Genomic DNA, 22,424 nt, shown 5'->3' on the forward strand with positions numbered 1-22,424 from the left:
CTGGTCCATCGGCGGTAACGGCTCCATCCTCTTCGGCGGTTCGCACAACGCCGTGCGCGCCAACAACTATCTCGGCTACGGCTCCAGTTCCTACTCGCTGTCCATCGGCTCAGGCGTCACCGTCGCCGGAGCCAACGGCGGTTACATCTACTTCGGCAACAACGGCGTCAATGCCGGAACCATTTCCGCCAACACCGCCGGCAAGGAAATCTCCCTCAACAGCTGGGCCACCACCGACATCTGGACCAACTCCGGCACACTGAGTCTGGCTGGCGGCCAGATGCATTCCGGCGACAGCTTCGTCAATGCCGGAATGATCCGCGGCATCGGCAGCCTCAATCTGGGCAGCAATACGCTGACCAACACCGGCACCCTGTTCGCGGACGGCGGCTTGCTGAGCCTGACCGGCAATCTGGTGCTCACGTCGAACAGCACGCTGCGCCTCGATATCGGCGGTCCAGATCGCGTGATCGATCATGGTGCCCTGGACGTGAATGGCGCGGTCACGTTCGGCGGGACGCTGCAGACGGATCACATCAACGGTTACGTGCCGCCAAGTGGATCGGAAGCTTTCCAGTTGATCCGCTACACCTCGCGCACCGGCAACTCACAGTTCGCCACGCTGGATGTACCGACCGGTTTCGGATACGACAGCTACTACGGCGCCGGCACCTATCTGCTCGGCTTCGGCAACTCGCTGATCGGCATCAACGAATGGATCAGCAACACGAGCGGCGACTGGGCAACTGCCACCAACTGGTCGCTCGGCGTGGCACCCAACAGTCCGGACATGGCGGTATTGATCGACCGGGTCGGCTTCACCCCGACGATCACCATCTCTTCCGGCGACTGGACGATAGAGGAACTGATTTCCGAAGAACACCTCACCATCAACGGCGGCTCGCTCACGACCGCGCAGGCCTACGTTGTGGGCAACCTGACCCTGAATGGCAGCGGGCGCTTCACGGTCAGCGATGAACTGGTCCTCGGCAACGTCACCCTCAACAGCACCAGTCAGTTCATCGCCAACGGCGCCGGACAGATCGCGAATTACGTCCAGAACAACGGCACGAGCACGTTCAACGCTGCCGGTCTCGCCTTCGACGCCATCGACATTCGCGGCGGCACGGTCAATTACAACGCGGCACTCGCGCTGCCCTCGTCGCTGCTGAGGGTGGCCGGGTACACGGCCAACCTGAATGCCGATCAGGGCCAGACCCTGATCCAGATCGTTTCCGGCACGCTCAACCTGAATCTGGCCAGCCTGACGTCGGACATCGAACTGAGCGGCAGCGGCACGCTGAACGTGGTGAACAGCACCAGCGCCAGCGGCGATCTGACCTGGACCGGCGGCAACATCGGCGGTGGCGGCACACTGACCCTGAGCGGCGTGCTCGACGTGGCCGGCGGCACGAATTACTTCGGGCTGACCGACACCACGCTGGTGCATACCAATGCCAGCGGCCTGAGTCGCATCGCCAAGGGCGGCGGTTACTTCTACCTGAACGGCGTGAACGGGATATTGCGCAACGCTGCAGGTGCGTCGCTGACCATTGACACCAGCGCCGGCGACGCCGGCACCTACTATTCTTCGGGCACCGGCGGCACGCTGCACAACCTGGGCACGCTGAACAAGACTGGCACCGGCACCTTCTTCATCTACAACCCGACGCATCTCGATCAGGCCGGGACGCTGAACATCCAGCAGGGCGCATTCAACGTCGAAGGCAGTACGCATGCCCTGTCCGGCCTGACCACTCTGGCAGCGGACAGCGCGCTGAACCTGAACGGCGCAAGCACCATTGCCATCTCCGGTGCCGCCCGCTTCACCGGTGACGGCCGGGTGCAGCACAACAATGCCACCGCGACGCTGGCCAACGGTGCGCGCATCGATACCGACTACGTCTTTTCGAGCGGCACCCTGAACATCGGTGGTGAAGCAGTGATGAACGGCGATCTGGCCTGGCATGGCGGCGTCATCACGGGAGATGCCACGGCACCGGGCACGCTCACGCTCAATGGCGTGCTGAGTCAGATCGGCAGCACCACGGTCTACCTGCGCAACGGCACGCAACTGGTGCACGCCAACGCCAGCGGTGCCAGCCGCATTGCCAATGCTTCGGGCAGCGGCGTCAACATCGACCAAGGCGCCATCTTCCGCAACACCGGGTCGCTGACGATCGATACGCCGAATGCCGGCGGCATCACGTATATCGATCACGACAGCGGGGCTGCGGGACGCTTCGAGAACACCGGCACGTTGACCAAGGTCGGCGCCGGCCGGGTCGACTTCGGCAACTTCGGACAATTGCAGCTTGTGCAGCAAGGCAGCTTCGTGATCGCCGAAGGCCTGGTCACGCTGGGCAATACGGTGACGCTGGGCGGCACACTGGACATCGCAGCGGATTCAACGCTGCGCGTACTGGGCGGCACCACGACCATCGCGGCCGGTACCGAGGTCACCGGCGCGGGCGCACTCGATCTGGCTGCCGGCGTTCTGACCCTGGGCAACGGGGTCGACATCGCGGCCCATCAGATCATCAGCGGCGGCACGCTGACGGTTGCAACCGGCAGCAGCGCAACATTCGGCAACACACTGACCTGGACGGGCGGCAGCATCAACGGCGGCGGCACGCTCAACGCAAGCGGCGTGTTCAGCCAGAGCGGCAATACAACGGTTTACCTGCGTGACGGCACGCTGCTCCTGCACAGCAACGCCAGCGGCAACAGCCGCATCGCGAATACGTCGAGCAGCGGATTCAACCTCGAGAACGGGGCGATCTTCCGCAACACAGGCGTGCTGACCCTGGACGTGGCCGGCAGCGGCAGCATCATGTACATCGATCAGGACGCCGGCCCGGCCATCGGACGTTTCGAGAACACCGGCACCCTGACGAAAACAGGTGCCGGCCGGCTCGACTTCGGTAGCTTCGGGGCCGTGCAGTTCGATCAGCAGGGCACCTTCGCGGTGGCCCGGGGCCTGGTGACGCTGGACGGCACCCACGCCCTGTCGGGCACCCAGCAACTCGCCGGCGGTACCGAACTGCGCGTCACGGGCGGTACCACCACTGCCATCGCGGGCGCCGTGTTCAGTGGCGCGGGCGTGCTGTCCCTGACCAGCGGCACGCTGACCTTCGCAGACGGCCTCGATACCGGCATCACGCTGCAACAGTCGGGCGGCAGCTTCGCCGGCACCGGTGACAACACGCTGTCCGGCCGCTACGAATGGACCGGCGGCAATGTCACCGGCAGCGGCGCGCTGACCGTCAGCGGCGTCCTGCAACTGAGCGGAACCAGCAGCTTCGGTCTGGCCGGCCGTTCCATGGTGCATACCAATGGGTCGGGTTCGAGCAGCATGTTCAAGACCAGTGGATATTTCTATATCGGCAGCGGCGCGAGCTTTACCAATGCCACCGGTGCCCAGCTCTACTTCGACACCGGCAGTGGCAATCCCGGCCTGTGGTACCCCAGCGGCCCGGCGGGTACGTTCGTCAACCAGGGCACGCTGACCAAGGTCGGCAGCGGCACACTGAATGTGTACAGCCCGGTCGGCCTGCAGAACCCGGGTACATTGATCCTGGGTCAGGGCAGTGTGATCGCCGACGGCTTCAACCAGAATGCGGGCACGCTGCAGTTGCTGCCGGGCACGATCTTCAGCACCGCAAGTTCGCCCTTGACCAATACCGGCCTGATCGCCGGCCATGGCACGCTGATCACCGGCGGCACCGGCCTGCTCAACCAGGGCACTGTCAGCCCCGGCGGCACCGGCAGTATCGGCACACTGAGCATCACCGGCCGTTACGTGCAGGACGCCACAGGCACGCTGCAGATCGAACGCGGCAACGCTGGCACCGATGCGCTGATCATCAGCAGCACGGCCACGCTGGGCGGCACGCTGGTGGTCAGCGAGCTGCCGGGCTACATCTCGACCGGCGGCACCTCGGATGTCGTGACCGCCAGCGCGCTCAGTGGCAGCTTCTCGACCGTCACGCTGCCGAGCGGCTACAGCACGCAGGCTGTCGGCAATCGTCAGGTGCTCAGTTACGCGGGCGCGATCTGCGGCGGCGTGTGCTGGGACGGCGGCGCCGGTTCGCTGCTGTGGACCGATGCGGCCAACTGGACCGGCGACCTGCTGCCCGGCACGAACGACCTCGTGTTCATCGATCTGGGTACCATCAGCGTCGAGCTGACCAACGGCAATCACACGATACGCAGTCTGAATACCGCTGCCGGCAACACGCTGGTCGTGTCGGGCGGCAGTCTCACGGTGACGGACGTGGCCACATTGGCCGGCGATCTGGTCATCAGCGGCGGCACGGCAAACTTCAACGGTGCGGCGCAACTTGCACGACTGATGCTGTCATCGGGCATCTTCGGCGGCAGCGGAACAGTCACCTTCACCCAGTCGGGTTCAACCTGGACCGGCGGCGATGTCAGCGGTACCGGGCGTCTCGTTCTTGCCGCTGGATCGACATTCAGCTACGGCGCCGGCACGCGCACGATCGCACGACGTCTGGATATCGAACAGGGCGGCCGGCTCTCGCTGGACAGCGGCTCACTCACCACGACGGGCGGCGCCAGCAATGCCGGTGTGGTCAATGTGGCTTTCGGCGCCACGGGCCGCTACGGCGGCAGCGCGACCTACCTGCTCGACGCGACCGGCCAGTTCGACGGCGGTGGGCGGATTGAATTCATCAATTCCGCCCAGGTAACGAGTTCGACCACCTCATCGCCCATCGCCGACAACACCTTCACCGTGCGCGTACAGGATTCGGCCCGCTTCACGCTGAGCACACCGGGCGCGATCGCCAACCTCGAACTGGCCGACAGCGGCCAGGTCATCGCGCAGGCCAGCCTGCAGGCCGGTTCGCTGACCCAGACCGGCGGCACGCTGACCTTGAACGCGGCGTCCGGCGCCGGCACCTACAACTGGAATGGCGGCACGCTGGCGGGCAGCTCGACGTTCAGCATCGTCGGCGGTGGCAGCTGGACGCGCGGCACGCTGACCGGCAACCTCGTCATCGCCAATGGCGCATCGCTCACCCTGAGCGGTACCGGCAGCGACGACGTGCAGTCGACCAGCTACAAGCGCTTCGGCGCCGGCTCGCTGACCAACTTCGGCACGTTGAACTGGCTGGAGGGCCATATCGACGTCATCGGTGCCGGGCGCGTGGACAACCACGGCCTGATCGATCTGGCATCGGACTTCAGTTTCGGCGACCGCTCGACCGGTACCGGAACGTTCACGATGGTCAATCACGCCAGCGGCGTCATCTCGAAAACGGCCGGTACCGGTGAATTCGCGATCGGCACGCTGGGCATTCCGGGCGGCACGGCGAATTACGCCAACTTCACCAACAATGGCCGGATCAATGTCTACAGCGGCCGGCTGCGTTTCAACATCGGCTATTCCGGCGCCTCGGGCGGTGGCACCTTCATCCACAACAACTTCATCGAGATCGGCGCGGGCTCGACTCTGGAAATCGGTGGCGCACTGACCTACAACGGCGATGCCGACCTCGGCGCCGGTGGCGTACTGCGCCGCCTCGGCGGCTTCACGATCAACAGTGGCGCCGATATCTTCGGCAACGGCACGATCGACGTCGGCACGAGCGGCACGCTGACCAACGCCGGCGCCCTGGGTACCCTCGAGTACGGCACGCTGAGCGTGACCGGCAACTTCGTGCAGACGGACTCCGGCGTTCTCGACCTGTGGATCGGCGGCAGCACTGCAGGCACCTACGACCAGCTTGCCGTCAGCGGTTCGGTCACGCTGGGCGGCACGCTGATGATCACCGAAGATCCCGACTACGTGCGCGGTCCGCTGTCGCTCGCCCTGATCACCGCCGGTAACGGCATCAGCGGCTCGTTTGCAACAATCGACACACCGGTCGCCGGCTATACGACGGCGGTAGACGGCACTGCCTTCCGCATCAGCTTCGGCAGCATCGTCTGCGGCGGCATCTGCTGGGACGGCGGCGCAGGCACCGCCCTCTGGACGGACGCCGCCAACTGGTCCGGCGACGCCCTGCCCGGCCTGAACGACCTCGTGTTCATCGCGCTCGATAGCGGCAGCAGCGTCGTGCTGAACAGCGGCACGCATTCGATCGCCAGCCTGACGACGGCTGCCAGCAATCATTTGACCATCGCCGGCGGTTCGCTGACGCTGACCGGTCTATCGGGCAGCAATAGCGACCTCGCGTCGATGCTGGCCGGCGACCTGACCATCAGCGGCACCGGCGCGCTCGTCAACAACGCCCGGCTCGATGCTGCCCGCTTCATCCAGACCGGCGGCAGCTTCAGCGGCGCCGGCGATCTGCATGTCGCCACACAATTCAGCCAGACCGCCGGCACCCATGACGGCAGCGGCCGGACGGTTCTGGGCAGCGCGCTCACCTTTGCACCCGGCAACTACACCTTCAACCGTGACTTCGAAATCGACGGCACGCTGAATCACACCAGCGGCACGCTGGGCGTGGCGGCGAACCGGACGGTCACGGTCAACGGCGCGCTGAACTGGACCAGCGGCTCGACCATCGCCGGCCCGGGCACCCTCGCGCTGGGCGAAGACAGCGTCAGCACCTTCAACGCCCACACCATCGGCGGCCATCTGGTGCTCAGCGGCGTTACGGTCAACAACGCCGGCACCGTCAATTACACCAGCGCCGGTCGCGAACTGCTGATCAACAACAGCGCGACGTTCAACAACAGCGGCCGCTTCAACTTCGCCTCCGACGGCAACGTCAGCGAGACGGCCGGTTTCGGCGGCAACTTCAACAACAGCGGCACCGTGGCGAAGACCGGCGGCACCGGCAGCAGCGGCTTCGCGAACTTCGCCCGCTTCAACAACCTGAATGGCGGCATCGTCGATTCCGGCACCGGCGTGATCTTGCTGCCGACCGACGGCAGCCATGACGGCGTGTTCAACATCGCCGGCAGCAATGTGCGCTTCAACGCAGGCACGCACAGCTTCGCGGCCGGCGCGACGATACAGGGCATCGCCAATTTCGCAGGCGCGACGGTCAATACGGCCGGCGCCACCTTCAGCGGCCCGGTGAATCTGTCCGGCGGCTCGATCAACCAGAACAGCGACACCACGCTGACACTGAACAACGGCCTGAACTGGACGAGCGGCGCCAGCATCGCCGGCGGCACGCTCAACCTGGTCGCCGGCAGCACGAGCACCTTCAACGCCCACACCAACGGCGGCCACCTCGTCCTCGCCGGCGTCACGGTCAACAACGCCGGTACCGTCAATTACACCAGCGCGGGTCGCGAACTGCTGATCAACGGTGGCACGCGCTTCAACAACAGCGGCCGCTTCAATTTCGCCTCCGACGGCAACCTCAACGAGACGGCGGGCTTCGGCGGTCACTTCAACAACAGCGGTACCCTGGCCAAGACGGGCGGCACCGGCGTCAGCAGCTTCACGAACTTCGTCCGTTTCAACAATCTCGATGGCGGCGTCGTCGATAGCGGCACCGGTCTGATAGTGCTGCAGACAGAGGGCAATCACGCCGGGGCGTTCAACATCGCCGGCAACGGCGTGCAGTTCAGCGCCGGCGTGCATACGTTTGCCGCTGGGTCGACGATCAACGGCCGCGCCCAGCTCGCGGGCGCGACGATCAACACTTCGGGTGCCACATTCAGCGGCCCGGTGTTCCTGAGCGGCGGCACGATCAACATCGGCAGCAGCAGCACCTTGACGATGACCAGCGGACTGAACTGGACCAGCGGCGCGACGATCTCCGGCGGCACGCTGAACCTCGCTTCCGGCAGCTCAAGCACCTTCAACGCCCACACCAACGGCGGCCATCTGGTGCTCAGCGGCGTCACGGTGAACAACGCCGGCACGGTCGATTACATCAGTGCCGGCCGCTCGCTGCTGATCAATGACGGCACCACCTTCAACAACACCGGACGATTCAACTTCGCATCCGATGGCGTGGTGGGCGGAGACGCTGGCGGTGGCAACTTCAACAACAGCGGCACGCTCGCCAAGACCGGCGGCACCGGCAGCAGCGGATTCGAGAATCAGGCGCGTCTGGTGGATCAGGGCGGCAGCTACCGCGGCGAGACCGGCACGCTGCAGCTGGCATCGCTCGGCGCGCTGAGCGGCGTCATGCACATCGCCGGGGGCGCCACCGTCCGCACGGCGAACGTGCTGACGAACACCGGCGTCATCGAAGGCAGCGGCACGCTCGACGTCGGCGGCGGCACGCTCACCAGCAGCGGCATCGTGCGCCCGGGCGGCGACGACCGGATCGGCCGCCTGACCGTGCTCGGTGACTTTGCGCAGAGCGCGGCGGGACGTCTCGAAGCGGAATTCGCAGGTACCGCGGCCAACCAGTTCGACGTGCTCGACGTCCGCGGCAACACATTGCTCGACGGCGTGCTCAACGTGCAGGCGCTCGGCAGCGCAGCGCCGGTCGAGGGCATGCAGCTCGGCGTCGTCACGGCGACCGGCTCGCTCGACGCCGGCGCGCTGCAACTGTCCGCGCCGACCGGTTTCACGACGCGCGCGCTCGGCGGCGTGCTCAGCCTGGGCTACACCTCGTGCAACATCGGCATCTGCTGGGACGGCGGTGCAGGCACACAATCGTGGAGCGACGCCGCCAACTGGACCGGTGACATCGTTCCCGGCGTGAACGGGCGCGTGAATGATCTGGTGTTCATCAATCTCGCCGGCGGCGCCAATGTCGTGCTGAACGCGATCCCCACCGTGACGGTTGCCGGACTGACCATCGGCAACGCGAATTCGCTGACCCTGACCGGCGGTGTGCTCAATGCACCGACCACGGTCAATTCCGGCGGAACGCTGAACCTGAATGGCGGCAATCTGAACTTCGGTAACGCCCTGCTCAACAACGGCGTGCTCAACTACGCCGGCGGCACGATGAACGGCAATGTATTCACCAACAACGGCACGCTGAACGTGCTGTCCGGCAGTTCCGGCAACCTGACGACCACCCGCCTGAACAACAACGGCAGCGTCATCGTCGATAGCGGTGCGACATTCGAGTTCGGCAGCGGCGGCGGCATGATCTTCGCCAACAACGGTTCGGTCGCTGTCGAGAGCGGCACACTGTCTGTGCTGGCACACGACACCGACGCCTCCGGGCCGGGTGCCGACAGCGGCGCCTATTCGGTCGATTCAGGCGCCACGCTGCGCTTCCGCGACGCCTTCCGCGATTTCGGGCCCGGCTCGTCGATCACCGGTCCGGGTGACGTCGAATTCACCGCCTTCTCCGGCGGCGTGTTCAATGTCAATGGCGGCTACAACGTCAGCGGCGAGACGCGCGTCAGCGGCAACACCCTGGTCAATTTCAACAGCAACGCCACTTTCGGCGACCTGCTTGTCGCCGGCAACATCGGTGGCAGCGGCGCGCTGACCGTGACCGACGACCTGATCTGGACGGCCGGTTCGATCGGCGGCAATGGACGCGTCATCGTGGTGCGCGGCGACACGGTACTCGATGGCAGCAACCTGGCTCTCAACGGGGCCGTGCTGAACGTAGGCGGTTCCGGCCTGCTCGACACCGGTACGCAACTGGCGCTGAACGGCGGCTCGCAACTGATCGTCAGCGACGGGGCCTCGCTCGGACTGGGCAGCAATACCCGCGTCGGCGGCACCGGCAGCCTGGTCAACCGGGGTACGCTGGAAGGCACGCTGGGCGGCGGCACTTCGAACGTCGCAGTGCGCCTCGTCAATGACGGCAACGTACAGGCCAGCGCGGGCAATCTCGGTCTGACCGGCGGCATCGGCGGTGGTGGTCTGTTCGTCATCGGCGACAACGCAACGATGGAACTGGGCGGCGACCTGCCACCGGACATCTTCAACCGCATTGGCGGCAACGGCACGCTGAGCTTTTCGCCCACGTCTGCGCCGGTCATCAACCAGTTCTTTGCCACCACGGGGGGCACACCGCTGCTGTTCAGCCTGCGCAGCGGTGTAGTGTTGTCCAGCGGACCGAACAATGGCGTACTGGAGGGCCAGCAGTCGGCGTGGCAATACACGGCGAACGCCGGCTTCAATGGCAACGACTCGGCGCGCTTCACGCTCAGCCTGGGCAGTGGCACGGCGCTGTTCAACGTGCTCTTCGCGGTGACATCGGCACCGGCCGTGACGCAACCTGAAGTGCAGGTGATCACCACCACGTTGCTGCCGGAAATATTCCAGCCGCCGCGCATAATGGTTCTGTCATCACAGACACCGACGTTCAACCCGCCCGTCAGCATCGCGAACATCGACGCGCTGAGCGAAATCGTCACCGCCTCGGGCCCGTCGTTCGAGCAACCGCTGCGCGAATTCAGCGCCAGCCGCCTGCAGTGCAGATAAGGAGTCCTGTCATGTCTCACGCTCGTCATTTCAGCGCCATTGCCGCAGTCCTCGTCGTGGTGCCGCTGGCCCAGGCCGAAGATCCGCAAGCCACACCGGTGCCCACTGCGGGTCGCGTCAGCTATGTGTCGGGCACGATGTACGTGCAGACGCCCGACAACAAGACGCGCATCCTCGGGCGCGATTCATCGATCTACAACGGCGACGTGATCACGACCGAAAAGAGCACGGTGGCGCGCATCGAATTCGGTGATGGCTCGTCGCTGGCGCTGCGCCCGCGCAGCAAGGTGAAGATCGACGGCTTCGCCTTCGATGAAGCCAGGCCGGAAAAGGACAGCCTGCTGTACAGCCTGCTCAAGGGCGGCCTGCGCGCAGTGACCGGACTGATCGGCAAACGCAACCGCGAGGGCTACCGCGCCAGCACGGTCACGGCGACCATCGGCATCCGCGGCACGCGCTTCGGCATGCTGCTGTGCGACGAAGCGGAGAAGGAAGATCCGGCCTGCATCAAGGCGCTGGAAGAAGCCAAGGATCGCAAGCCGGGCGAGCCGGCGCTGGTGTTTGACGTCGAGGAAGGCAGCATCGAAGTGAAGAACGATGCCGGATCGAAAACGTTCGAAGTCGGTCAGGCCGGTGTCGTGTCGAGCAAGGACAGCGCACCGGCAACGCTGTCGGAAAACCCCGGGCTGGACAAGGCCTTGCCGTCGTCGACCGCGGCGCGTCCCGGGCCGGGCGGGCTGGGCGGCAGCACCGGTCTGGGCAGCGACGCCGACGCCTCTTGCACGGTGCAATAAGGCGTCGTTCCAGCGTGGCAATGATGACTTATCAGCGCTGAGATCGGCGACTCGACCGAATCACCGGCCGCGCGGATTGCGCGGACTTGACGACGCGCGAGCGGTGCCGCCGAGAAGAAGCTGCAGCATCAGGTCGGAAGCGTGCGCTGCTGCGCCGTCGCATCGGCAGTCGGCGGGTTAAGGGCCTCGACAACAATGCTGCCGACGATGTCACCTTCGACATTCACTGTCGTGCGCACCGCGTCGAGCAGGCGGTCGATCGGCAGCAGGATGGCGATCGCCTCGACTGGCAGACCGACCGACTGCAGCACCATGGCCATCGTCACCATGCCGGCGCTCGGAATGCCGGGCGCACCGACCGCCGCCAGCATCGACATCAGACACACGACGATTTGCTGGCCCAGACTCAACTCGATGCCGACCAGATTGGCGATGAACAATGCGGCCGCCGCTTCGTACAACGCCGTGCCATCCATGTTCATCGTGGTGCCGATCGGCACCACGAAACCCGCCGTGGCCGGACGCACGCCGAAATTCTTCTCGACCACGCGCAGCGTGATCGGCATGGTTGCGGCACTGGAACTGGTCGCGAAGGCGGTGATCAGTGATTCGCGGGCGCCGCGCCACAGCGCCAGCGGACTGACGCGGGCGATCAGCCACAGCAGGCCGGGCAGCACGACAACACCGTGGAACAGCGTGGTGCCGAGCACGACCAGCACGAAGGTCAGCATGGTGCCGAGCAGCGCCACATCCTGCGTGGCGATCAGGCGCGCGAGCAGCGCAGCGACCCCGTATGGCGCCAGCACCATCACCCAGCCGACGAGCTTCAGCGACAGGTCGAGCATTTCTTCCATCAGCCGGTTGATCGTCGCGTAGCGTTCGCCGCCCTGCACCAGCGCCACACCGAGGATCAGCGCAAACACCACCAGCGGCACGATGGCCCCCTGGGCCAGCGAGGCGAACGGATTCTGGAACAGGCCGGTAACGAACTGGGTCAGGAACTCCGGGAAGGGCAGGCGTTTGGCTTCGAAGGCTGCCATCGCATCGGCAAACATTTCGACCTGCATATCGGCGCCTGGCCGGAAGATATTGGCGGCCAGCAGCCCGAGCAACACAGCTATGGCAAGTGTCGCCCCATAGAACAGCAGGGTGGTCACCCACACGCGCTGCATGTTCTGCTGTCTTCGCAGGCCGGCAATGCCGACCACGATGGACGCGAACACCAGCGGTACCAGCACCATCTTGAGCAGTGCAATGAACAGCCCGCCGACGAGCGACGCAACGTACAGCCCCTGCACGCGCAGCGCCGCATCCGCAGGAAGTGCACCCAGCAGCATGCCAAGCGCCACGCCTGCCGCTGCGCCAACCAGAATCTGGACATTGATCGACATCCGCATGCCTGCTCTCCCGAACTGAAATCCGCTTCGACCATACCATTCTGTACGGTACAGAATGCCACCCCGGTGCAACCAAGCGCAGCGCCTCAAGTCCGAGACACACCGAATCCAGTGGAGTTGCCATGAAGAGCCTGATCATCCTTCTCGCCTGCCTGACGTGCAGCACGGGGGCTCTGGCCCAGGGCATCGCCACGGCCATCCAGACCACGATGCGCATACTGGCCACTCAGCCCGACGGGTCCGTGTCGGTCGGCAGCGGCGTCGTGCTGCCGGGGGAACGCGTGGCGACCGCCTGCCATGTTGTCGAGGGCGCAACCGGAATCAAGGTGAGCTACAAGTACGTCGCCTCGCCGGCTACCCTCGCCCGGCAGGACCGCGCACGCGACCTGTGCGTACTGGGCGCGCCCGGCCTCGCGGCCCCGGCGGCGAAACTCGCGCGCAGCACCGACCTGAAGACCGGTGACCGCCTGCTTGCGTTCAGCGGTGCCTACGGCAACGATGTGCGGCTGATGGTCGGTGAGGTGAGCGCGCTGCACCCGATGGACGGCGGCGCGGTGATCGAAACCAGCGTGCCCTTCGTGGTCGGCGACAGCGGCGGCGGACTGTTCAACAACGATGGCGAGCTGATCGGCCTGCTCGCCTTCATCTCCAGCACACCGGGCGAAAAGCGCTACGCGATTCCGGTCGAATGGCTGGAGGCCGACATCGATGCCGGGAAAAGCCTGCCTTTCTGGAAGGGCGACGCGACCCGACTGCCGGCTTTCCTGCGGCCGTGAACGCCTGACGCCGTCACGACGCGGCGGCTGCCCCACCCCGGGCGCTGATACCCTTCAACCTCGAAACCTCTTCCGTCAGACCGCCCGCCCGTGACGCACCGAACCTATCGACCTGCCGGCCTCGCGCCGACCGACGCCATCCGCCTGCGTGGCGTGCGGCAGAACAACCTGAAGAACATCGATGTCGATTTCCCGCTCGGCCTGCTGACCGTGGTGACCGGGGTGTCCGGTTCCGGCAAGTCCTCGCTGGTGTTCGACACGCTGTACGCCGAAGGCCAGCGGCGCTATGTCGAAACCTTTTCTCCGTACGCGCGGCAATTCCTCGACCGCATGGATGCGCCACAGGTCGATTCGATCTCCGGCGTGCCACCGGCCATCGCGATCGACCAGAGCAATCAGGTGCGCACCTCGCGCTCGACGGTCGGCACGATGACCGAACTGAACGATCACCTGAAGCTGCTGTTCGCGCGTACCGCCACGCTGCACTGCCGCGGCTGCGGCCAGCCGGTGCATGAACAGACGGCCGACGACATCGCGCGGCAGATCAATGCGCGCGCGGCGCAAGCGGGCGACCCGCGCCTGGTGGTGACGGCGCCGGTCACCGTGCCGGACAATTTCAGCGACGCCGAAATCCAGGGATGGCTGGAGCGCCAGGGCTACACGCGCATCCATGCGCGCGACGGCAGCACGCTGCAGGTGGTGCAGGACCGTTTTCGCGCGGCCAGCGCCGAAGGTGCGCGCGTGGCCGAGGCAGTCGAAGCCGCGCTGCGACTCGGTCAGGGCGTCATGCACGTGCAGGTGCTCGATGCCGAAGGCGCCACTGCCGCGCGCTGGGCGTTTTCCAACCGCCTGCACTGCGCCGACTGCGACATCGCCTACAGCCCGGCGCTGCCGGCGCACTTCTCGTTCAACTCGCCGCTCGGCGCCTGCGAAACCTGCCGCGGTTTCGGGCGCGTCATCGGCATCGACTTCGGACTGGTCGTTCCGGACGAGCGCAAGACGCTCGCCGGTGGCGCGATCAAGCCCTGGCAGACCGAGTCGTACAACGAATGCCAGACCGATCTGGAAAAGATGGCGGCGAAACACGGCGTGCCGATGGACGTGCCGTTCGCCGAACTGAGCGCCGAACATCGCCGCTGGGTGCTCGAAGGCGATGTGAAGTGGAAAACCTGGCAGAAGTCCTGGCCGGGCACCTGGTACGGCGTGCGCCACTTTTTCGAGTGGCTGGAAACCAAGGCCTACAAGATGCACATCCGGGTGCTGCTGTCGCGCTACCGCGCCTACACCCCGTGCACCGCCTGCGGCGGCAGCCGGCTCAAGCCTGATGCCGCGCTGTGGAAAATCCACTTTCCATGTTCCGGCGCATCAGCGCCGGAACATGTCAAACGTCCCCCTCTCCCCCCGGGAGAGGGCCGGGGTGAGGGCGAGCGAGGGCATCAGCACTCGCTCGACACTCGGACATTCAACTTCCACGACGTGATGCAGTGGCCGGCGTCGAAGTTGCGCGCCATGATGGATGCACTGCAGTTGCCGCCGCCGCTCGATACCGCGACCGAAGAGTTGCTGGCGGAAATCCGCACCCGGCTCGGCTATCTGTGCACCGTCGGCCTCGGCTACCTGAATCTCGACCGCCAGTCGCGCACGCTGTCCGGCGGCGAGGTGCAGCGCATCAACCTCACGACGGCGCTCGGCACCTCGCTGGTGAATACGCTGTTCGTGCTCGACGAGCCGTCGATCGGTCTGCACCCGCGCGACATGGAACGCGTGATCGGCGTGATGCGGCGTCTCAAGGACGCCGGCAATACGCTGGTCGTGGTCGAGCATGATCCGCAGATCATGCGCCACGCCGACCGCCTGCTGGACATCGGCCCCGGCGCCGGTTCGCGCGGCGGCGAAGTGGTGTTCGACGGCCCGCCGTCCGGAATCGCGACGGCCGACACGCTGACCGCCGACTACCTTGCCGGGCGTCGCACGGTCGATGCCGCGCTCGCCACCCGGCGGGCGGTGAAGACCACCAGCCCGACGCTCAGGCTGGTCGGCGCCCGGGCGCACAACCTGAAGCGGATCGACATCGCGATCCCGCTCGGCCATCTGGTCGCCGTGACTGGCGTATCCGGCTCGGGCAAGTCGACGCTGATCCAGGATGTGCTGTATCCGGCGCTGCTGAAGCACTTCGGCCGGCCGACCGAAAGCGCGGGCGAGCACGACGCGCTGGAAGGGGTCGGGCAGATCGCCGACGTGGTGATGGTGGACCAATCCGCCATCGGCAAGAGCGCGCGCTCGAATCCGGTCACGCACGTCGGTGCGTTCGACCCGATGCGCGAACTGTTCGCACTGCAGGCCGAGGCAAAGCAGCGCGGCTACACCGCCGGCACCTTTTCGTTCAACGCCGGCAAGGGGCGCTGCGCGACCTGCGGCGGCACCGGCTTCGAGCACGTCGAAATGCAGTTCCTGTCCGACGTATATCTGCGCTGCGCCGACTGCAACGGCACGCGCTACCGCGCCGAGGTGCGCGAAATCACGCTCGACGGCCGCAGCATTTCCGACCTGCTGGCGATGACGGTGCGCGATGCGCTGGACTGGCTGCGCGACCTCGCCGACCTTGAACCCAGACTCCGTCGCTACGCGGACAGCGCGATGGCCGGCCTGCAGGCGCTGGTCGATGTCGGCCTCGATTACGTGACACTGGGCCAGCCGGTGCCCACGCTGTCCGGCGGCGAGGCGCAGCGGCTCAAGCTGGCCGGCTTCCTCGCCGAAGCGGCCACGAAGAAGAAGAACAAGGCCACCGGCAGCAAGCTGTTCCTGCTCGACGAACCGACCACCGGCCTGCATTTCGACGACATCGCACGCCTGCTTGGCGCCTTTTCGAAACTGCTGGATGCCGGCCACACCGTGCTGGTGATCGAACACAATCTGGACGTCATCGCCGCCGCCGACTGGCTGATCGACCTCGGCCCCGAAGCCGGTGAGGACGGCGGCCAGCTCGTGTTCGAAGGCACGCCGGCGCAGATCGTGACCTGCGCCGCCTCGCACACCGGGCGCGCGCTCGCCGAATATCGCATCACCGACACCTTTGCCCCTCACCCCGGCCCTCTCCCCGTGATCGGGGAGAGGGAGAAGGGCGGGACGCGGGCTTCGGTGATCGGGGAGAAGGACGGGCGTTCGGGCGACGGTTTGCTCCCTCTCCCGCATCAGCGGGAGAGGGTCGGGGTGAGGGAAGCGCCTGCAAGCTACGATCACGCTTCCGGCTTGCGCGCTCGCGCCGCCCACAGCATCGTGGTGCACCGCGCGCGCGAACACAATCTGAAGAACATCGAGGTCGACATCCCGCGCGACCGCTTCACCGTGGTGACCGGCGTGTCCGGCTCGGGCAAGTCCACGCTGGCATTCGACATCGTGTTCGGCGAAGGCCAGCGTCGCTATCTCGAATCGCTGAATGCCTACGCGCGCCAGTTCGTGCAGGCGGAAAGCAAGCCGGATGTGGACGGCGTGTTCGGCATTCCGCCGGCCGTGGCGATCGCGCAACGCACCAGCCGCGGTGGCCGCAAGAGCACGGTGGCGACACAGACCGAGATCTACCACTTCCTGCGGCTGATGTACGTGAAGCTGGGCGTGCAGCACTGTCCGGACTGCGGCTGCGCGATCGCACCGCAGACCGAGGACGCGATGGTGGCGCGCATCCTGCGCGAGCGGCGCGGCCAGCACATCGGCCTGCTGGCGCCGCTGGTCATCAGCCGCAAGGGTTACTACACCGAACTGGCGCGCTGGGCGAAATCGCACGGCCACACCCACCTGAGGGTCGATGGCGAATTCCTGCCGACCTCGCCCTGGCCGCGGCTGGATCGCTTCAAGGAACACACGATAGAACTGCCGATCCGCGATTTCGTGGTCAGCGAGCGCGACGAAAAGACCTTGCGCGACGCGGTGCGCCAGTCGCTCGAACACGGCAAGGGTGTGCTGCACCTGCTTGCACCGCTCGACCGGCTCGGCCAGCCGGACGCGCCGGCGCCGGCGGTCGAAGTGTATTCGACCCAGCGCGCCTGCCCGAGCTGCGGCACCGGTTTCGCGGAACTCGATCCGCGGCTGTTCTCGTTCAATTCGAAGCACGGCTGGTGTGCGAAGTGCATGGGCACCGGTCTGAAGCTGACCGGTTTCGACGCGGAACAGACCGGTGAAGAGGCGACCTGGAACGAGTGGCAGCAGGAGGAACCTGAAGCCTGCCCGGCCTGCGACGGCGAACGGCTGAATCCGGTGGCGCGCCATGTGAAGCTGTTTGGCCAGTCGATCGCGCAGCTCACGGCGCAACCCGTCAGCACGCTGTCGGCGGCAATCGGCAACTGGACGCTGGCGGGACGCGACGCCGACATTGCGCGTGACGTGGTCAGCGAATTGAACAGCCGGCTGCATTTTCTGAGCGAAGTGGGACTCGGCTATCTGTCGCTGGATCGCGCCGCACCGACGCTGTCCGGTGGCGAGGCGCAGCGCATCCGGCTGGCCGCGCAGCTGGGCTCGAACCTGCGCGGCGTGTGTTACGTGCTGGATGAGCCGACCATCGGCCTGCATCCGCGCGACAACCAGGTGCTGCTCGATACGCTGGTGAAGCTGCGCGACAAGGGCAATACCCTGCTGGTGGTCGAACACGACGAAGACACCATCCTGCGTGCCGACCACGTGATCGATCTCGGCCCGGGCGCTGGCCGCCTGGGCGGCGAAGTGATCGCCGAAGGCCACGCGTCGGTGCTGGCGCAGCAGCCGAAGTCGATCACCGGCCAGTACCTGGCGCGCCCGCTGCCGCACAGTTTCGTACCGCGGCGCCCGGTCGGGGACGACACGCCTTCACTCGTGGTGCGCGCGGCGACGCTGCACAACCTCAAGGGCATGGACGTGCGCGTGCCGCTCGGCCGGCTGGTCGTGATGACCGGTGTGTCCGGCTCCGGCAAGTCGTCGCTGGCCCGCGACGTGCTGCGCGACAACGTCGCGGCGAAGCTGGCCGGCCACGACGGCCATTGCATCGGTTGCGCAGACATCGAAGGCTGGGGTGCGCTCGGCCGTGTGCTCGAGGTGGACCAGACGCCGATCGGCAAGACGCCGCGCTCCTGCCCGGCCACCTACATCGGCTTCTGGGACGGCATCCGCAAGATCTACGCCGAAACGCAGGATGCGCGCGAACGCGGCTTCACCGCCGCGCGCTTTTCGTTCAACACCGGCCCCGGCCGGTGCACGCTGTGCGAAGGCCAGGGGCTGCGCCAGATCGAAATGTCCTTCCTGCCCGATGTGCGGGTGCCGTGCGAAGCCTGCGGCGGTGCGCGCTTCAACAGCGAAACACGTGCAGTGATCTGGCGCGGCAAGTCGATTTCCGACGTGCTGGCGATGAGTGTGGACGAAGCGGTGGATTTCTTTGCCGCGCACCGCACGCTGTCGGCAACGCTCAGGCTGATGCAGGAGGTGGGGCTGGGCTATCTGACGCTGGGTCAGCACAGTCCGACGCTGTCCGGCGGCGAGGCACAGCGCATGAAGCTGGTGACCGAACTGGCCAAGTCACCGGCCAGCGCTGACTCGACCGACCCGGCGAACGCGCGTCGCGGGCGCGGCAATCCGCACACGCTCTATGTGCTGGACGAACCGACGACCGGACTGCACATGGCCGACATCGCGAAGCTGATCGGGGTATTGCACCGGCTGGTCGATGCCGGTCACAGCGTGGTGGTGATCGAGCACGATCTCGATCTGATGGCCGAAGCCGACTGGATCATCGACCTCGGTCCGGAAGGCGGCGGTGGTGGCGGTCAGGTGGTGAGCGCCGGCTCACCGGAGGCTTTGGTCGCGCAGGCGGCGCAACTGACTGATTCGCACACCGCCCACGCGCTGGCCCGGTTCAGCGTCAGACGGCAGCGCTGAAAGTCTTGCGACGACGCGCGGCAAACAGCGCGCCGAATCCCAGCGCGGCCAGCGCCAGAGTGCCCGGTTCCGGAACACCCTGCGCGGGCTGCGGCAGGCGGGGCGGAAGCATGTCGAACACCACGAGATCCTGGTGGGTGCTGCTCGTCCATACGTTGAAGCCGTACAGCGACTCGTCCGGCAATGCATCAAGCCAGCTTTGTGCGAGCACCATGGCGTCATTGGCATTGGAGGCCCTGAAGCTGCCGCCACCGACATTGAGCGTACCGCTGGTTTCGTTGGTGATTTCCCAGATCGCGAGCTGGAAGGCCGCGGCGTGGGTAACACTGCTCAGCGCATCGGCGTAGGCCAGCGTCGCCAGCTGACCGAGCTGATCGAAACGCGTGGTCTGGATGCCGAAGTAGGCTTCACCGGTGACCTGTGAAAAATTGGTCACCGTGGTGCCGATCTGTGTGCGCTGGAAGATGTCGATGCACCACGACGCGAACGTGTTGCTGCCACTTTCCATCGTCGCGAAGGCGCCGGCATACACGCGAGAATCGACGGCCGGTACGGTATTGGAGATGCGCACCACAGCTGCCGGGCCCGGCGATGCCCAGCCGGTGACCAGAATGGGTTCGGCCTGTGCGGGCAGCGCAGCCATCAGCGCGAGGGCCAGCGAGGTACGAAGGGTGTTGATGAGCGGTTGTTTCATGAAGGCCTCTGATCCGTAATCTGCATGGACCGAGAGTACGGACTTCGCGCATGAAGCAATGAGCGACAAATTCAACACTTGCAGCCGATACACACTTTGGCGCAATGGTGTCCACGTGTTGCGGATTGCAGCGTCAGAGAACGCTGCACAGGACCCTCATGCAGTCCTACAGCCTGCAGCGAGCACTTGAAACACACTGAATGCTGTAGCTCGAAACCGCGTTTCGCGCTTCGGTTACGAATTGATGCAGGTGAACAACAAAAGCCCGACGGCTGTTTCACCTGCACGATCGTTATCAGAACTCGATCACAACAGGACTTGCACACCATGAAGACATTATTGCTGGCTGCCGCACTCGCTGTCTCGGCCTCATCCGCCCTGGCGGCCGATGTCGGCGTTTCGGTCACGATCGGACAGCCCGGCTTCTACGGTCATATCGATATCGGCGACTATCCAAGACCGCGCCTGATCTATGCCGAACCCCGGATCATCGTGCGCGGGCCGGCGGTCGCACCGCCTGTATATATGCATGTACCGCCGGGTCACGCGAAAAACTGGCGCAAGCACTGCGGTCGCTATGATGCCTGCGGCCGCCCGGTGTATTTCGTGCAGGACAGCTGGTACAACTCGGTGTACGTGCCGCGCTACCAGGAACGGGAGCGCAATCGCGGCAAGGATGGGCACCACGACGAACGACGCGGGGATCGCCACGACCATGATGACGATCGCCGTGGCGGCAAGCCCGACAAGGGCTCGCATGGTAAAGGGAACGGCCGCGGCAACTGATTGCTGCTTCGCAACAGCAATTGATGGCACCCATCAGCCACGCTGATACAGGGATTTTTTCCCGTTTTATAAGGGAGAATTTCCCGTTCTTGCCACCATTCCGGGAATTCCTCCCAACCTTGGGTAGACTTCGGTTGTCGCAGCGCAACATGCTGACCGGCTTTCCCATCCTCCAGGAGAATTCCATGAAACTGACTGCACTCGCCGTCGCCCTGCTGGCCTCTGCCAGCATCGTCCATGCAGCCGACGTGCCGAAAACCGCCGCCGGCTTTGAAAAATGCATGAAGTCGGCCCTGAAGGCCAAGGACGGCACCATCGTCAAGGTCGAGCTGAAGAAGGAAGAAGGCGAAGGCCACGTATACGAATTCGATATCGAAACTGCCGACGGCAAGGCATGGGACGTCGAATGCAGTGGCAAGACCGGCAAGGTCGTCGAAATCGAAGAGGAAGTGACCAAGGACCACCCGAAGTTCTCCGGTGCCAAGGTAACCGAGGCGCAAGCGCGCGAAATCGCGCTGAAGAAGGTGCCGGGTGAGATCGTCGAAGTCGAATACGAAATCGAGCCGGACGGCAAGGCGTCGTACGAATTCGACATCAAGACCGCCGACGGCAAGGAAGTGAAGCTGGAAGTCGATACCGAGAGCGGCGCCATCGTGTCGCAGGCGGTCGAAGTCTGGCAGATCGGCAAGGAGTAAGCCGGCAGCGGCGGCCCGGCGCCCGCCGGCCGTCGCACCAACGGCCGTCCCCCGGGTCAGCCCTGCCGGCGTGGCCAGCGGCACCACAGGTCGGCGACGTGCGCCGCCCCTGACAGCGCGACGAACAGCGCGACCCACAGCCACGATGCATCGGTCAGTGCCGAGCGCAGTGCCAGCATCAGGCACAGCCCGGCCGCGAGATTGGGCAGCAGCTTGCCGCCAGACAGGCCCTGCCCGGTGCGGCGATGCCAGACGGCGAACGCCAGCCACTCGATCAGCACGAGCGCCACGATCAGATCGATCCATCGTCCATCGGACATCCACTCCGCCATTTTTCCTCCGCAGCTGTGCCGGCCGCGCACGTTATCATTTCCGGATGCATGGAGCTTTTGTCACCGCCGGTCTCGCAGCGCGACTGCGTAATGACACCGCACAGCTGCATCGGCTCGCCGAACGCAGCGGCCTGATGGCCCGGCTGCTGCAGGGCCGCATCGACACGCGCACCTACTGCAGCCTGCTGCGCAGCCTTCACCTGCTGTATGACGCACTTGAAAACGGACTGGCGCGGCACGCCCGACGACCGGACATCGCGCCGCTGTGCCTGCCGGAACTTGCGCGCACCGCGGCGCTGCACGACGACCTGTGCGCGTTGCATGGCAGCAGCTGGTCAGACGACATCCTGCCGAGCCCGGCGGCGATTGACTACGCGGCCCATCTGAAGGCGCTGTCGAGCGACCAGCCGGCGCTGCTCGCCGCGCACTCCTATGTGCGTCATCTGGGTGACTTGCACGGCGGTCAGGTGCTCGGGCGTGTGGTGGCCGGAGCACTGCATCTGCAGCATGGCCGGGGCATGCGCTTTTACGCGTTCGACGGCGAGGTGGGCAGTCTGATCCGTCGCTACCGCGACGGACTCGACAGGCTGCCGCAGGATGGGCCGCGCATCGATGCACTGGTGGCCGAGGCGCAATCCGGATTTCGGCGGCACATCGCGATGTTCGACGAACTGGCGGCAGCGCTGTCCGGCTGACTCGCACCGTTCGCCAAC

Annotated in this window: 10 protein-coding genes; 7 read left to right on the forward strand and 3 right to left on the reverse strand. The window is 65.6% G+C overall.

Going from position 1 to position 22,424, the window contains the following annotated elements; genetic code table 11:
* Positions 1-52: 52 nt before the first annotated feature.
* The gene (locus Q8Q80_RS14570) at positions 53-10,339 is read left to right on the forward strand and encodes a hypothetical protein (RefSeq protein ID WP_305633605.1); all 10,287 of its coding nucleotides are present in this window, start codon (positions 53-55) and stop codon (positions 10,337-10,339) included.
* 11 nt (positions 10,340-10,350) lie between these two features.
* Positions 10,351-11,133, forward strand: coding sequence for a FecR domain-containing protein (locus Q8Q80_RS14575; protein WP_305633606.1), 783 nt, complete (start codon positions 10,351-10,353; stop codon positions 11,131-11,133).
* A gap of 128 nt (positions 11,134-11,261) precedes the next feature.
* Here Q8Q80_RS14575 and Q8Q80_RS14580 read toward each other — a convergent pair whose 3' ends face one another.
* On the reverse strand, positions 11,262-12,530 hold the full coding sequence (locus tag Q8Q80_RS14580) for a dicarboxylate/amino acid:cation symporter (RefSeq protein ID WP_305633607.1): 1,269 nt from the start codon (positions 12,528-12,530) through the stop codon (positions 11,262-11,264).
* A gap of 122 nt (positions 12,531-12,652) precedes the next feature.
* Here Q8Q80_RS14580 and Q8Q80_RS14585 point away from each other — a divergent pair, with 122 nt between their 5' ends.
* Complete coding sequence (locus Q8Q80_RS14585; protein WP_305633608.1) at positions 12,653-13,306, forward strand: serine protease; 654 nt, start codon at positions 12,653-12,655, stop codon at positions 13,304-13,306.
* Between the two features lie 90 nt (positions 13,307-13,396).
* On the forward strand, positions 13,397-19,204 hold the full coding sequence (gene uvrA / locus Q8Q80_RS14590; RefSeq protein ID WP_305633609.1) for an excinuclease ABC subunit UvrA: 5,808 nt from the start codon (positions 13,397-13,399) through the stop codon (positions 19,202-19,204).
* Here the strand turns inward: uvrA and Q8Q80_RS14595 are convergent.
* Entirely contained in the window at positions 19,188-19,898 is a 711-nt protein-coding gene (locus tag Q8Q80_RS14595; protein WP_305633610.1) for a PEP-CTERM sorting domain-containing protein, read from the reverse strand. The genes uvrA and Q8Q80_RS14595 overlap by 17 nt on opposite strands.
* Positions 19,899-20,225: 327 nt before the next feature.
* Here Q8Q80_RS14595 and Q8Q80_RS14600 point away from each other — a divergent pair, with 327 nt between their 5' ends.
* The gene (locus tag Q8Q80_RS14600; RefSeq protein WP_305633620.1) at positions 20,226-20,684 is read left to right on the forward strand and encodes a hypothetical protein; all 459 of its coding nucleotides are present in this window, start codon (positions 20,226-20,228) and stop codon (positions 20,682-20,684) included.
* A 185-nt stretch (positions 20,685-20,869) separates the two neighbouring features.
* A complete protein-coding gene (locus tag Q8Q80_RS14605) occupies positions 20,870-21,379 on the forward strand; it encodes a PepSY domain-containing protein (protein ID WP_305633611.1) in 510 nt (169 codons plus the stop codon).
* A 56-nt stretch (positions 21,380-21,435) separates the two neighbouring features.
* Here Q8Q80_RS14605 and Q8Q80_RS14610 read toward each other — a convergent pair whose 3' ends face one another.
* Positions 21,436-21,699, reverse strand: a complete 264-nt coding sequence (locus tag Q8Q80_RS14610) for a hypothetical protein (protein WP_305633612.1) — start codon at positions 21,697-21,699, stop codon at positions 21,436-21,438.
* A gap of 56 nt (positions 21,700-21,755) precedes the next feature.
* Between Q8Q80_RS14610 and Q8Q80_RS14615 the strand changes: the two genes are divergently transcribed.
* Positions 21,756-22,406 (forward strand): heme oxygenase (biliverdin-producing), encoded by a 651-nt coding sequence (locus Q8Q80_RS14615; protein WP_305633613.1) that lies wholly within the window; start codon positions 21,756-21,758, stop codon positions 22,404-22,406.
* Positions 22,407-22,424 lie beyond the last annotated feature (18 nt).

The sequence above is a fragment of the Methyloversatilis sp. genome, from assembly GCF_030698125.1.
Classification (GTDB): Bacteria; Pseudomonadota; Gammaproteobacteria; order Burkholderiales; family Rhodocyclaceae; genus Methyloversatilis.

Excerpts from the sequence above, each read along its gene's own strand:
- Q8Q80_RS14575 (WP_305633606.1), top strand. The coding sequence starts at position 10,351 with ATGTCTCACGCTCGTCATTTCAGCGCCATTGCCGCAGTCCTCGTCGTG.
- Q8Q80_RS14580 (WP_305633607.1), bottom strand. The coding sequence starts at position 12,530 with ATGCGGATGTCGATCAATGTCCAGATTCTGGTTGGCGCAGCGGCAGGC.
- Q8Q80_RS14585 (WP_305633608.1), top strand. The coding sequence starts at position 12,653 with ATGAAGAGCCTGATCATCCTTCTCGCCTGCCTGACGTGCAGCACGGGG.
- Q8Q80_RS14595 (WP_305633610.1), bottom strand. The coding sequence starts at position 19,898 with ATGAAACAACCGCTCATCAACACCCTTCGTACCTCGCTGGCCCTCGCG.
- Q8Q80_RS14600 (WP_305633620.1), top strand. The coding sequence starts at position 20,226 with ATGAAGACATTATTGCTGGCTGCCGCACTCGCTGTCTCGGCCTCATCC.
- Q8Q80_RS14605 (WP_305633611.1), top strand. The coding sequence starts at position 20,870 with ATGAAACTGACTGCACTCGCCGTCGCCCTGCTGGCCTCTGCCAGCATC.
- Q8Q80_RS14610 (WP_305633612.1), bottom strand. The coding sequence starts at position 21,699 with ATGTCCGATGGACGATGGATCGATCTGATCGTGGCGCTCGTGCTGATC.
- Q8Q80_RS14615 (WP_305633613.1), top strand. The coding sequence starts at position 21,756 with ATGCATGGAGCTTTTGTCACCGCCGGTCTCGCAGCGCGACTGCGTAAT.